This window comes from Cohnella sp. GCM10012308, from assembly GCF_042649185.1.
GTDB lineage: Bacteria > Bacillota > Bacilli > Paenibacillales > Paenibacillaceae > Cohnella.
In genome coordinates, this window is record NZ_JBHRYU010000018.1 from 62,996 (window position 1) to 75,361 (window position 12,366).

Below are 12,366 nucleotides of genomic sequence, written 5' to 3' on the forward strand. Positions count from 1 at the left end.
ATCAAGCCTTGACGCTGCCGAGCACGATGCCTTTGACGAAAAACCGCTGCAGCATCGGATAGACGATCAGGATCGGCAGCGCCCCCAGCAGAATCTGGGCGGCTCGCGTCGTCCGCTCCGAGATCTCGAGCGCGGCGCTCAGGTTGGTCGGATCGAGCTTCATCGGATTGCTGTTGATGACCATTAGCTGCAAATAAGTGGACAGCGGATATTTCTCCGGAAAATTCATATAGATCAGCCCGTCGAACCAGCTGTTCCAGTGCCCGACAAGCGTCAGCAGCGAGACGGTCGCGATGACGGGCAGCGACATCGGCACGATCATGGACCAGAGCGTGCGCCAGTGTCCGGCGCCGTCGATGAATGCGGACTCCTCCACCTCGCGGGGCAAGCCACGGAAAAAGTTGAGCATCAGGATGATATTGAACACGGGAACCGCGACCGGCAGCACCAGCGCCCAGACGGAGTCTAGCAGATACGTTTTGCTGACGGCGATATAAGTCGGAATGAGGCCCCCGCTGAACAGAATCGTCACGATAAAAAACCAGGCGTAGCGGGTACGCGACCGAAAATCCTTCGTTTCCTTGGAGAGCGGATACGCGCAAAGAATCGACATCAGCATGTTGACGGTAAAGCCGAGCGCGACCCGCTCCAGCGTGACGATAAAGGAAGCGATAAACTCCTTTTTCTGAAGAATATACTTGTAAGAATCGAAGGTCGCGTCGACCGGCCAGAACCGGACGAGGCCGCCGGAGGCCGCCGCGCTGGAGCTGAGCGAAACGGCCAACACATGCAGCAGCGGGAATAGGCACAGGAGAGACAAAGCGATCAGGAATACATAGTTAAGCGTTAAAAAGATTCTTCTGCCGACGGTGGCTGTAGCGTACATTTTCCGCCCCCCTTTACTAGAAAATCCTGTAGTTGGCATAGCGGTAGGCCATCGCGTAAGAGACGGAGATCAGCACAAGCGATACGACGGATTTGAACAGGCCGATCGCCGTCGCGACGCCGAACTGCGCATCGACGAGACCGATCCGGTAGATCAGCGTATCGAGAATGTCGCCGCTCTCGTAAACGATCGGGCTATACAGGTTGAACACCTGGTCGAAGCCTGCATTGAGCACGTTGCCCAAGCTAAGCGTAGCCATCAGCACGATGATCGGCAGCATGCCGGGGATCGTTACGTACCACATCTGCTTCCAGTGGCCCGCGCCGTCCACCGTCGCCGCCTCGTACAAGGCCGGATTGATTCCGGTAATCGCGGCGAGATACACGATGGTCGAGAAACCGAATTCCTTCCAGACGTCGGAGAACACCAGCACGAACCGGAACCAGCCGTTGCTCCCCAGGAAGTAGATCGGCTTGAAGCCCAGCCATACGAGCAGCTCGTTCACGAGGCCGGTGGACGGCGAGAGAATCTCGACCAGAATGCCGCCAAGGATAACCCACGAGAGGAAGTGCGGGAGGTAAATGAGCGTCTGCACGCCTCTTTTGACCAGGACCGAACGGATCTCGTTAAGCAATATCGCGATGGCGAGCGGCACGATCAGGCCGGCTGCCATCTTCATCAGCGCGATGCTCACCGTGTTGCGCATCACCTGCCAGATATCGGGCATATCGAGCACGTACCGGAAGTTGTCCAGGCCGACCCACTTGGAGTTAAATAAACCGTTGATGGGGACGAACTTCTGAAAGGCGATGACCGCGCCGGCCATCGGAAAATAGCTGTAGACCAGCAGGAGAATGACCCCGGGCAAGAGCATCAGATGCAGCGGCAGCTCCCGTTTGCGATAGTTTGTTTTCATGTTCTCCTACCTTCCTGACGGTGTGGCGTATCTAGTTCAAATTATAAGAGAGCGCCCGCGCCCCTTCTATTTGCCGTTGTTGCCTTCCTTGACATCTGTTGCTGCATTGCCAAGACAGACGGCAAACGCCCCTCCTGCAGCCGGTTGGCAGCGGGAAGGGCGTTAAAGATTCGATGCTATTTAGAGTAATGGATCGGGGCTTTCAGATCATGGTCATGCAGGTCATGAGGGTCATGCGAATCATGTGTCATGCTGGGCCGTGCGGCCGTTCAGCGGCGAGCCTGCACCGTACGCGCGTATTCCGACGGAGACATCCCCGTCTCGTGACGGAAGTGGCGCGAGAAGTTGTGCACGGTCTGGTAGTGCAGCATGGCGGCGATCTCCGTAAACGTATGCAGCTGCTCGCGAATGAGCGCCTTGGCGCGTTCGATCTTGAGCTGCCGGTAGTACCTCATGATGCTGAGCCCCTTGCACTTCTTGAATAACGCGAGCGCATGCGTCTTGCTCATATGAAACTGACGGCAGATCAGCTCGAGCCGCACCTGGCCTTCGACGTTCGCTTCCAGATAGGCGACCATCCGCGACGCGAGATCCGCCTCGCTGCGAATCGTGACGGCGCTGGACAACCGCTGTTCGCGCGCCGGCTCGCAGCCGGCTTGGTACAGGTCGATCAGCAGCAGCTCCAGATAGAGCTTGATCGACTGCTCCGCTCCGAAGGGCGCATCGGGTCTGCGCAGCAGCGTATGGTCGAGCGGATCGTCGTACGGCGGCAGAAAGGCCGCGAACCCGCTGCGGATCAGTTGTGCGAGCAGCTCCTTCTGCCGGTCGTTCAGCGATAAAATCCGATTATTAAAATGAGCGATAGAGGGAGACGGACACTCGAACGAAACGATGATCACGTTGGGAGACCGGATGCCGTTCGCCCAAACGCCGTGGAACTCGCCCGGCTTGTGAAAGATGACATCGCCCTGTCTTAGCAAAAAGCCTTCCGTATCCGCGAATACTTCAAGCTCCCCTTTGTCCACGTAAACGAATTCCCAGAAATCGTGCTTCTCGCCCTCGAACTTGAAGTCCGGCGCGAATTCGAAGTAATGGAAGGACACGAGTCTGCGGACGGAAAATCCGATCTGCAGCTTGGTCCGCGGATAGGCGATGCTGAGCGCATGCTTCTCTGCCGCGTCGCTATCGTTAGACCCGCCGGTTCCGTGCAGGGAGTCCTGGGCATCGGCCGCGGACGCGATCCGTCCGGCTGCCGGCTTGGCTCGGCCCTTCCGCTTTGCTGCAAACGGTGCGCCTTCCATCTTTTTCACCTCGCGCTCTGTAATCCCTTTCATCTGTCCCCCATTATAGCATCCCGCCAAAGAGGATGACGCGAAGATCCGGCACAATTGCTACAAGCCGCGCTCTTTTTGATAAATCGCCTGGCGTAACACGCCGCTACAATAAAAGCAGATGGGATTGCGATCTCCCCATAAGCCGACAGGAGCTGATATCACATGAACGTACTGGCCGTAGGCTGCCACCCCGACGATCTGGAGATCGGATGCGGCGGGACGCTTGCCAAGCTTGCCAAACAAGGGCACAACGTGACGATGGCGCATGTCGCCAACGGGAACAAAGGCCACCGTACGATACCGCCGGAAACGCTTCGCGATATTCGCAAAGAGGAAGCGCGTCAAGCCGGCGCGTTGATCGGAGCGGAGGTCGTAAGCCTCGACATCCCCGACTTGTCGGTGAAGGCGGACCAGGACGAATTGATCGAGGCGCTCGTGAGCCTCATCCGCCGCGTGCGCCCGGATTATATCATCACGCATCCGCCCGAGGATTATATGAAGGATCATATGGAGGTTTCGCGCGCCGTATTCGATGCCAGCTTCGCCGCTTCCATCTCGCACTATGCGCCCGACTCCGCGTTTCCTTTTCACGACAAAGTGCCGCCGATCTACTACATGGACACGCTCGCGGGCGTCGGCTTCCTGCCCACGGAGTACGTTGACGTCACCGACGAGATCGAGGTCAAGATCGCCATGAACGACAGCCATCAGAGCCAGATCAAATGGCTGTATGAGCATGACGGGATCGATTTTCTCGACTTCGTGAGGACCGTCTCCAAGTTCCGCGGCCTGCAGTGCGGCGCCGGTTATGCGGAGGGCTTCAAAGCTTGCCAGGCATGGCCGCGCATTCCGACGCAGCGATTGCTGCCTTGAAGAAGTCAAGAAGATGTCAAAAACGATGACTTATAACCTAACACTTATGGCCACTTAAAAGGAGCTGCTCGAATGGATCTTATGACGACTATAAAAGGCTCGCTGCTGGAAAATTTCTATCCCGAAGGCTGGGATCTGGCCCGGATCGACGCCTGCTGCGCCCAAGCCCCCGAGACGATCGGCGAGCGCCAGCCGTTCTGGCACCCGGCCTTCGCGCCGGTAGGCTGCGCCGATGTCGGGGAGCTCGACGTCAAGCTGGGACATGCCATCGCGCTGGAGATTCGCACGGCCAAGGAGCGAGGACGGCAGCTGGCGATGATTTTGCCGGCCGGTCCGATGGGCATGTACAAGTGGACCGCCTACTTCCTGCGGCAATGGGGCACGGACTGCGGGCACCTCCATACGTTTAACATGGACGAATGGAGCGACGCGGAAGGCCGGACGCTGCCGTCCGACAACCCCGGCTCGTTCCAGTACGCGATGGAGCAGGCGCTCTTCCTCCCGCTCGGCGAGCTCGCCGTGCCGGAGAGCCAGCGGAACTTTGCCACGGCCGACAACCTGCCGACCTATGCCGGCAAGATCGCGGCGCTCAAGGCGGGAGGCGCGGAGCTCATTACGGTCTTCGGCATCGGCCGCGCGATGCACATCGCCTTTTGGGAGCCGCACTTCGGCGGCGAATTCGCGGACGACGCGGCCTGGTCGGCGGCGACGCACCGCATCGCCGCCCAGCTGCACCCGCTGACGATCGAGCAGAACGCCATCACCAGCTTCAAAAGCCGCACGACGCTCGTTCCGTGCCGCGCCAACACGATCGGTCCCGGCCTGTTCCTGCAGTCCGACCGCATCCTCGGCGGCTGCGACGGCGCCCTCGGCCGCGGCATGCAGTGGCAGGGCCTCTCGCTGTGGACCACGCTCCGCCACGGCCCCGACCGCTGGCTGCCGTCCACCTTTATGCCGACGCTGCCGGGCACGCTGTTCTATCTGGAGGAGCTGGCGGGACCGCTAGGCGCGGAGATTAACTGAATCGGCCTCGTTAAAAAAAAGGGAGGAAGCAGCGCTTTGCGCTGTCTCCTCCCTTTTTTTTGCCGGGCTCGTGCTGGGGCTCGTGCTGGTTTCGTGCTGGGTTTCGTGCTGCGGCTCGGTGCGCCGGTTAAAATTCATGCCAACATTTGCCTGACATATTCGCCTCTTATATTGAATGCAGCACCCCACTACAGCTCAATATTGAGAGGAGATCGATCCCATGAACAAGAAAACGAAAAAAATCGCCGTTACGCTCGTCGCCCTGGCCGCATTCGGCTTCGGCTCCATCCAGCTTGCCCTAGCCGCTGTGGACAGCGGCACAAGCAACCAGACGAAAGTTTCCGCAGCAACGGCGACGCCGACGCCGACGAATGCTGCAGGATCGAGTTCGGCCAAGTCTTCCGCATCCGGACAGAAAAACTCGGCTCAAGCAGATCAAGGACAAGCGGATGCGGGTCAGAAAAAACCGCGGCCGGCTCCGCGCGAACGCGGTCCGGGTCAAGGCGACGGTAAACAAGGCGGCGGTCGGCAAGGCTCGAATTGCGACCGGCAAGCCGGCGCAGCGCCGGCAGGAGCAACCGCAACGAAAGCAACGAGCGTTGTCGATGCCAATGGTTATACGATCACGATCACGGGCGGTTACGAGACCGACCAGGTCGATCATGGCCGCCCTGTCGCGCTCATCGCGGCCGCGCTCGGCGTGCCGACCGAGACGTTCCGCGAAGCGTTCAGCGGCGTAACGCCTGCAGGTGCCGACAGCGGCGGACCGACCGAAGCGGAAGCCAAGGCAAACAAGGCAGCTCTCCTGAAGGTGCTCGCTCCATACGGCATCACGAACGACAAGCTCGATGAAGTGTCCAACTACTACCGCTACAGCGGCAGCAAAGGCGAGGTATGGAAGCGGACGCCCGCCGTCCTCGAAACGATCGTCGAAAACGGCGTCGTTAAAGGCGTTAAAATCGTAAAGGCAGGCGCGGGCTATTCGTCGACGCCGACCGTGACGATTGAAGGCAAGAGCGGCAAACTGACGGCCAAGGTCGAAATCGCCTACACGACAGACTTCTCGACAAACGGCAGCATCAAAGCCGTCACGCTGAAGTAACGATTATTTCCCGCAGTAAAAAAACCGCACCGGCGCGCATCGGCTGGCTTTCCTATGCCGCTGCTGCGCCGATGCGGTTTGCTCGCTCCATCATACCCGTCCAGTAAATCGATCCGGTCTCTCTTGGCTCGCAACCCGCCGGATCGTGCCAAAGCAGCTCTATCCAGAGCTTCTTCGCCCGCAGCGCGCTCGTTTCCTCGCCAAGCAGCTCTATCCAGCGTTTCTTCGCCCCCATCACGCTCGTTTCTCGCCGAAGAAGCTCTAACCGGAATCTCTTCGCCTTGAGCCTACTCGTTTTCACGACTATTACGGCCGCATCGCCGCTAAGGAAGGCGCCGGCTTTTATACGTCGCTGCGATGGGTTGCGAACCACGACAGCGCATCCTGAAGCATTGTCTCCGTGAACGCATGGCCGACCCCTTCGTACTCGGTTATGACAAAGCGCTCCGGGCAAGACGCGTATGCATCCGCCAGTGCCGCCTGGAATCGTCGGGCGCCGTCTGGCGGCACGTGGCCGTCCTCCGCGCCATTGAGGAAACGGATCGCCGGCGCATGAGCGTACAGTGCCGCGTTCGTCAGCGGATTGTACCTTCGATAGCAATTCCAGGCATACGTATCGGGTTCGCTTGGCGCCTCGTCCGTGCCCGGACGCAGCCAGTCCGGCGTAGATATGCAGGCCGCCACCGCCCGGATGCGGCGGTCAAGGCCCGCCGCCGCCACCGCGATGTCGCCGCCCATCGAGATCCCGCCCGCCAGGACGGCGCCGTCCAGGCCGAACCGACCGAAAGCCCAGTCGATGACGCGCGGGTATTCTTCGGCCGTGTGAGCGATCATCGGCCAAAAGTATCGCCGTTTGTTCGCGCTAAGCTTTTGCCGGAACGCCTCCGGCGTCTCGCGCATACGGTCTCCGTGCTCGTAAGGGTCGTAGGATACGGCCGTGAAGCCCGCGTTCGCGAACAGACGCAGATGTTCGCGCAGCTTGTCCTTGCTCCCCGACAGTCCAGGCAGCCAAACGACCAGATCCTGGCTTGCGCCGGACTTCGGACGCTCCCAGATCAACGGAATGTGATCCACTGTCTCAATGCCGCTTGCGGTGCCCCGCTCCTCTGGCTTATCACTGTTCATGCAGCCTGCTCCCCCGACTCACATTTGATTTAACCATTCATGCGGCATTCATGCGGCTACGCCCGTTTTGCGGCGAATCGCCTGCCCGCGTAATTCTCTTTGCCGACAATAAACAGTTCCATCTTCAAACAGTTCCATCTTCGCCGCGTATATCCTCCTTTACGTCTCGTCAACCTGCTCCTTCATATTAAAAGCATTTACGGGGAGCGACGGCCTGCGGCCTGCCGACTCTCCCGCGCGGCGGCCGGCTCGACATAAACCTGTGTCACGGCGCCGTCCACGATCTCCAGCGCGTTCAGCTGATAGCCGTACGAGCATCCGCCGTCGATGCCGATCTTGTCGCCGCCGAACCATACGTCCGGCTTGTTATGCAGCTCGATCGCCTTGGTGTGGCCGAAGACGACCGTCTTGCCGGCCCTTACCGGATGCTTGTAGAACGCCTCGCGGATAAACAGATAATCCATCACGCTCTGCTGCCTCCAATTCCGGATATCCGGATTCAGGCCTGCATGCACATAAATGAATCGGTCGTCCTCGTAGTAATACTGCAAATGCTCCAGGAACCGGATATGCTCCTCGCAACAGGACAGGATACGCGCGCGATACTCAGCGACTCTCTCGGGCACGATCTTCGACTTATAGCCAGGGCCCAGATAACTGCCGATCGCCTCGGCGCCTCCCTTTTCAAAAAACTTGCGAAGCTCCTCCGGATGCGCCCGGCCCTGTATCACCCGGACGAACCGCCGGTCGTGATTGCCCTGGAGCGCGATCGCGCCGGACTCTCTGACCAGACGCCGGACGAGGGCGACGGCCTGCCTGCTCCGTGGGCCGCGGTCCACGTAATCGCCGAGCAGGACGAGCTGGTCGCGGTGCGGGTCGAAGCCGCACCTTGCCAGCAGCCGCTTCAGCTGCTCCGCACAGCCGTGGATATCGCTGATCGCCAGTGTACGCGTCTTGTTCATGACGCCTGCACCTCCTATGGCTGAATCCGCCCTCGTCTTCGCAGGCTGCGCGCCGGCGGGGCGAATCGCCCGATTGTAGTTCCGCTTGTCCTTCTTTACCCGGTACGGCGCGATCCGCACGCATGGCCGCCTACAGCATCATTCGCCGTTCGTCAAAGGACGCCAGGAACCGAGGCAGGCAGACATAACATGACATAACAAAGCGGCCGCACGCGCACATGCGCGGCGGCCGCCTTGGCTGTCGATGGACCCTGTGTCTAATACGCTCCTATTTCAAATAAGGACCGTCCGTTCCGATCTTGCCCGGCGCCGGATTGCCCGGCAGATCCAGTACGTACACCCGCAGGTTGCCCTTGCCGGACAGCGATACGGACAGCGTGCCGTTCGTTACGGTCTTGACGTCGCCCGTAATCGCATCCTTGTAGGTGCCGTTCGGGATGCCCGAATAGCTCGCGGAGCCGCTGATGGTCACGAGCGCGAAGCTGTCGACGCCCTTCGCGCTATCCGTGAACCGGCGCTTGAACGCCATGCCGCCCGAGATGCCGTCGGTCGAGTACTGTCCCTTCTGCAGCGCCGGAATCTGGCGGCGGATCATGTTGAGCCGCTGCAGATGCTTGACGAGCGGCTGCTGCAGCGTCGTCGCGACTTGCCCGGTCGCGGAAGCGACCTGGCCGAAGCCGGACGCGACGACCGTACCCGCGAGATGATCGCCGAAGTAGGCGCGGCGCGTCGTCGCGAGCGGGCAGGAAGAGCCGCAATCGATCGTCTTGCCGGCCTGGAACTCGATCTCGTCGCCGTACATGATCGTCGGGATGCCGCGGAACGTCCACATCAGGCTCATATTTTCCGCCCATGCGTCCGTGCCGCCGTTGTACGCCGTGCTCGACTTGTTCGGCCCGTAGTCGTGACTGCTCACGTAAACGACGTTGTAGGTCGCGTCGTTGTACGAATCGTCTGAATCCTTGCCGTTGGTAAACGCATTGTACGCGTCGCTGAAGTTCATGTGCATGCGCATGTCGATGACATTCATGCCCGATGCCTGGCTGTGGTCCGGCGTATGATAGTTGTTGCCCTGCAGGAACGCGTTGTTCGAGGTCGGCTGGTTCGCCGTGCCCTGCTGCTGCTCGTAGTTGTACATCTCGAGCGACGCTGCCGCGTCGTCCGCGCTGTACGTCTGGCGCTCCTTCCACGTATAGAACTGTGCTGAATGGTTCACCGAGCCGCGGTTCCATTTGTCGTTGACGAACGCGGCTACCTCGCCGAACATGAAGAAGTTCTGGCCGTTCGCGCCGAACTTCGTCGCCGAATGGCTTTGCGCCGCCGGCAGGAAGCGACGATTCCACGTCGTGCGCGGGATGTGCACCGCCGTATCGAGCCGGAAGCCGTCGACGCCCATGTCGATAAAGTTGTTGTAGGCGCCGATCAGGTAATTCTGCACCTGCGCGTTCTCGGTATTGAAGTCCGCCAGGTCCTCGTGCAGCCAGCAGCTGCGCGCGTCTTCGCCCTCCCAGTTGCCGATCCAGCACTGGTGATAGAGCGTGGACGGGAACATGCCGGACGTCGGACTCGGCCATTGGCAATTGTAGATGCGGTAGCCTTCCGAGCTGTAATTGTTCGTAGGCGTGCCCCAGTTGCGGCACGTATTGCCCGCCGGCTCGGCCGTCGACCACAGGTCGCCGTTGTAGGTCTTGGCGGAAACGCCCGTCGGATACAAGCCGTCATATTCCTGTCCCGGAATTTTCTCGTCGTAATACCAGCTCCATTGCGTGTCGCGGATGCCGAAGACGGTCGGGGTGAACAAGCCCTTGGCGCCCCAGCGGCTGGAGTGGTTATAGACGACGTCCTGGAAAATCTTGATGCCCTTGTTATGCGCGGCGTTGATCAAATCCTGGTAGCTCGCGCCCGACGATTCCAGACGCGGATCGACGCGGTAGAAGTCGTAGCCGTGATAGCCGTGGAAATCGTAGTCCGAACGGTTAAGCACGACCGGCGTAATCCAGATCGCGGAGAAGCCGAGCGCCTTGATGTACTCGAGCTTCTCCATCAGGCCCTTGAAGTCGCCGCGGAACATCGGATCGTTGTTGGCCGCGTTGCCCGACTTGACGTTGAGCTGGCCGCCGCGATTGTTCGACGTGTCGCCGTCGTTGAAACGGGCGGTCACCACGAAGTAGATCGAGTCCTCGCGGGCATCTCCTCCGAGCGGCGTGCCTCCGGCGGGCGGCAACGGCGCGTCGCCCGTCTTGGCCGTAGCGGCCGCGCTGGCAGCCGACTTATTGGCAGGCACGGCCTTATCGTAAGCTTTGACCGTATAGGTGTACGTCGTCTGCGCTTCCAGATTGGACTCCGAGAAGCTCGTCTGCGTCGTCGTATACGTCTTCTGTCCCAGCGTGCCGCCGGTGCGCGTGATCTCGTATCCGTCCACGCCCCTGCCGCCCGCATTGTCCGTCGAGGCGGTCCAGCTAAGCGAGATCGTCAGGTTGGTCGCCGAGGCGGTCACGCCGGCCGGCACCGAAGGCGGCGTCGTGTCCGGCGGGAGCGGCTGGCAAGGCGCGGCCGCATTCGCGGTCACGACGCCGTCTCTCACGGTCGTGATGCCGGTCCCGATCGTATAGTTGTTGCCGTTGTTGTTGTCCCAGGCCGTGCCGTTGTTGAACGCAGCCTTCATGGAAGTGGCACTGCCAAGGTTGACCGTGAGCTTGGTCCAGTCCGTGCACGCTTCCTCGCTCATCGCGACGCCAGGCGACGTCGTCCAGGTACTGCCCGTCGGCATGTAATGAAGGTTGACCTGCGACCAGCCGCGGGTCGTCTTGTAATAATAGACCGTGGCCTGATTGCCCGTGCCCGCCGCCGAAGTCGTCACGGACAGCGCCGCCGACTGCGCCGACTTGTTGCCTGCAACGTCCTTGGCCAGCACGGTGAGCGAATAGGCCGTGGATGCGGTCAATCCGGTGAACGTGTAGGCTGTCGCCGTCACGTTGGCATCGACGAGCACACCGCCTTTGTACACTTCGTATCCCGCTATCCCGCTGCCTCCCGCGTTGTCCGCGCTCGCCGTCCAGGAGACGGATACCGTCGTATCCGTCTTCGTCGTCATGGCGAGCCCGGCAGGGACCGAGGGCGCCGTGGTGTCGGGCGCCGTACCCGCTGGCGCGCCTGCCGTGATGACGCCCGCATTGTACGTCCACGTACCGACGCCGAACAAATAGTTGCTGCCGTTGTTGCTGTCCCATTGGCCGAGGCCGTTGTTGAAGCAGGCCTCAAGCTGCGTCGCCGAGCCGATGTCGATCGTCTTCTTCGCGTAACCCGTCACCTCGGCCGCGTCCATCACGACGCCGGGCGTCGTCGTCCACGTCCCGCCGGCCGGGCGATAATGGATGTAAGGCGTCGTATAGCCTTTTTTGTAGTAAACCGTTACCTTGTTCGTCGTGCCGGGCGCGTTGGTCGTCACCGCAATCGCGGCGCTGTCGGCCGACCAGTTGCCGGCGTTGTCCTTGGCCCGCACCGTGTAGGAATAAGCCGTCGAGGCGGTCAGTCCGGTGTCGGTGAAGGACGTCCCCGTAACAGCAGTGCTTACGGCCGTGCCGTTGCGGTATACCCCGTAACCTGCCAGGCCGCTGCCCCCGGCGTTGTCCGCGCTGGCCGACCACGAGAGGGATACCGTCGTGTCCGTCTTGGCCGTGCTGGCCAGGTTGGCGGGTACGGACGGCGCCGTCGTATCGGGCGCGTCGGGATTCGTATCCGTCCACGTCGAGCCGGTATACCAGCCTTCCTTGTCGCGCAGCAGTCCCGCCTGCCCGGAAGCCGGCGTCTGATGATTGCTGCTATCCTTGAAAATAACCCGCGCGCTCGTCGCGCCCGTAATCGTGTAACCATACCAGCCGCCCGTCTCCGCCGTCATCGCGGGCGAAGATGCCCAGACAGGCTCGGAGACCGCCGGACTCGTCTGGTAATAATACAGCTGCGGCGCGCTCCATCCGCTCGGCGGCTTGAAGTGTACCTTCAGATCGGTGCCCGCCGCCTCCGCCGGCCGGTCCGACGCGACCGGACTCAGGATCGACAGCACGAGCATGACCGCCGCCACGAGCCCCAGCCATTTTTGCCTGCTACCTCTTCTCATTCCTTCATTCCCCTCTCTATGATCATGC

Annotated in this window: 10 protein-coding genes; 3 read left to right on the top strand and 7 right to left on the bottom strand. The window is 60.8% G+C overall.

The window, feature by feature from the left end:
• Position 1: 1 nt before the first annotated feature.
• The 3 genes from ACFOTD_RS19280 to ACFOTD_RS19290 all read right to left on the bottom strand — a co-directional run bounded on the left by ACFOTD_RS19280 (position 2) and on the right by ACFOTD_RS19290 (position 3,136).
• Complete coding sequence (locus ACFOTD_RS19280; protein WP_378121573.1) at positions 2-886, bottom strand: carbohydrate ABC transporter permease; 885 nt, start codon at positions 884-886, stop codon at positions 2-4.
• A 16-nt stretch (positions 887-902) separates the two neighbouring features.
• Entirely contained in the window at positions 903-1,802 is a 900-nt protein-coding gene (locus tag ACFOTD_RS19285; RefSeq protein ID WP_378121574.1) for an ABC transporter permease, read from the bottom strand.
• 269 nt (positions 1,803-2,071) lie between these two features.
• Positions 2,072-3,136, bottom strand: coding sequence for a helix-turn-helix domain-containing protein (locus tag ACFOTD_RS19290; RefSeq protein WP_378121575.1), 1,065 nt, complete (start codon positions 3,134-3,136; stop codon positions 2,072-2,074).
• Positions 3,137-3,298: 162 nt separating this feature from the next.
• On the opposite strand from ACFOTD_RS19290, the gene ACFOTD_RS19295 reads away from it, so the two are divergent.
• From ACFOTD_RS19295 to ACFOTD_RS19305, 3 genes are all read left to right on the top strand, one after another.
• The gene (locus tag ACFOTD_RS19295; protein ID WP_378121576.1) at positions 3,299-4,009 is read left to right on the top strand and encodes a PIG-L deacetylase family protein; all 711 of its coding nucleotides are present in this window, start codon (positions 3,299-3,301) and stop codon (positions 4,007-4,009) included.
• Between the two features lie 72 nt (positions 4,010-4,081).
• Positions 4,082-5,032, top strand: coding sequence for a sugar phosphate isomerase family (locus ACFOTD_RS19300; RefSeq protein WP_378121577.1), 951 nt, complete (start codon positions 4,082-4,084; stop codon positions 5,030-5,032).
• A gap of 220 nt (positions 5,033-5,252) precedes the next feature.
• Positions 5,253-6,134: a hypothetical protein gene (locus ACFOTD_RS19305; RefSeq protein WP_378121578.1), complete on the top strand. Its 882-nt coding sequence runs from the start codon at positions 5,253-5,255 to the stop codon at positions 6,132-6,134.
• A gap of 52 nt (positions 6,135-6,186) precedes the next feature.
• Here ACFOTD_RS19305 and ACFOTD_RS19310 read toward each other — a convergent pair whose 3' ends face one another.
• The 4 genes from ACFOTD_RS19310 to ACFOTD_RS19325 form a co-directional block, all read right to left on the bottom strand.
• Positions 6,187-6,372, bottom strand: a complete 186-nt coding sequence (locus ACFOTD_RS19310) for a hypothetical protein (protein WP_378121579.1) — start codon at positions 6,370-6,372, stop codon at positions 6,187-6,189.
• 104 nt (positions 6,373-6,476) lie between these two features.
• Positions 6,477-7,259, bottom strand: coding sequence for a dienelactone hydrolase family protein (locus ACFOTD_RS19315; RefSeq protein ID WP_378121580.1), 783 nt, complete (start codon positions 7,257-7,259; stop codon positions 6,477-6,479).
• Between the two features lie 197 nt (positions 7,260-7,456).
• Positions 7,457-8,221 carry a metallophosphoesterase family protein gene (locus ACFOTD_RS19320; RefSeq protein ID WP_378121581.1) on the bottom strand — a complete coding sequence of 255 codons (765 nt, stop codon included), beginning with the start codon at positions 8,219-8,221 and terminating at the stop codon, positions 7,457-7,459.
• A 268-nt stretch (positions 8,222-8,489) separates the two neighbouring features.
• Positions 8,490-12,338 carry a carbohydrate binding domain-containing protein gene (locus ACFOTD_RS19325; RefSeq protein ID WP_378121582.1) on the bottom strand — a complete coding sequence of 1,283 codons (3,849 nt, stop codon included), beginning with the start codon at positions 12,336-12,338 and terminating at the stop codon, positions 8,490-8,492.
• Between the last annotated feature and the right edge of the window lie 28 nt (positions 12,339-12,366).

Excerpts from the sequence above, each read along its gene's own strand:
- ACFOTD_RS19280 (WP_378121573.1), bottom strand. The coding sequence starts at position 886 with ATGTACGCTACAGCCACCGTCGGCAGAAGAATCTTTTTAACGCTTAAC.
- ACFOTD_RS19285 (WP_378121574.1), bottom strand. The coding sequence starts at position 1,802 with ATGAAAACAAACTATCGCAAACGGGAGCTGCCGCTGCATCTGATGCTC.
- ACFOTD_RS19290 (WP_378121575.1), bottom strand. The coding sequence starts at position 3,136 with ATGAAAGGGATTACAGAGCGCGAGGTGAAAAAGATGGAAGGCGCACCG.
- ACFOTD_RS19295 (WP_378121576.1), top strand. The coding sequence starts at position 3,299 with ATGAACGTACTGGCCGTAGGCTGCCACCCCGACGATCTGGAGATCGGA.
- ACFOTD_RS19300 (WP_378121577.1), top strand. The coding sequence starts at position 4,082 with ATGGATCTTATGACGACTATAAAAGGCTCGCTGCTGGAAAATTTCTAT.
- ACFOTD_RS19305 (WP_378121578.1), top strand. The coding sequence starts at position 5,253 with ATGAACAAGAAAACGAAAAAAATCGCCGTTACGCTCGTCGCCCTGGCC.
- ACFOTD_RS19315 (WP_378121580.1), bottom strand. The coding sequence starts at position 7,259 with ATGAACAGTGATAAGCCAGAGGAGCGGGGCACCGCAAGCGGCATTGAG.
- ACFOTD_RS19320 (WP_378121581.1), bottom strand. The coding sequence starts at position 8,221 with ATGAACAAGACGCGTACACTGGCGATCAGCGATATCCACGGCTGTGCG.
- ACFOTD_RS19325 (WP_378121582.1), bottom strand. The coding sequence starts at position 12,338 with ATGAGAAGAGGTAGCAGGCAAAAATGGCTGGGGCTCGTGGCGGCGGTC.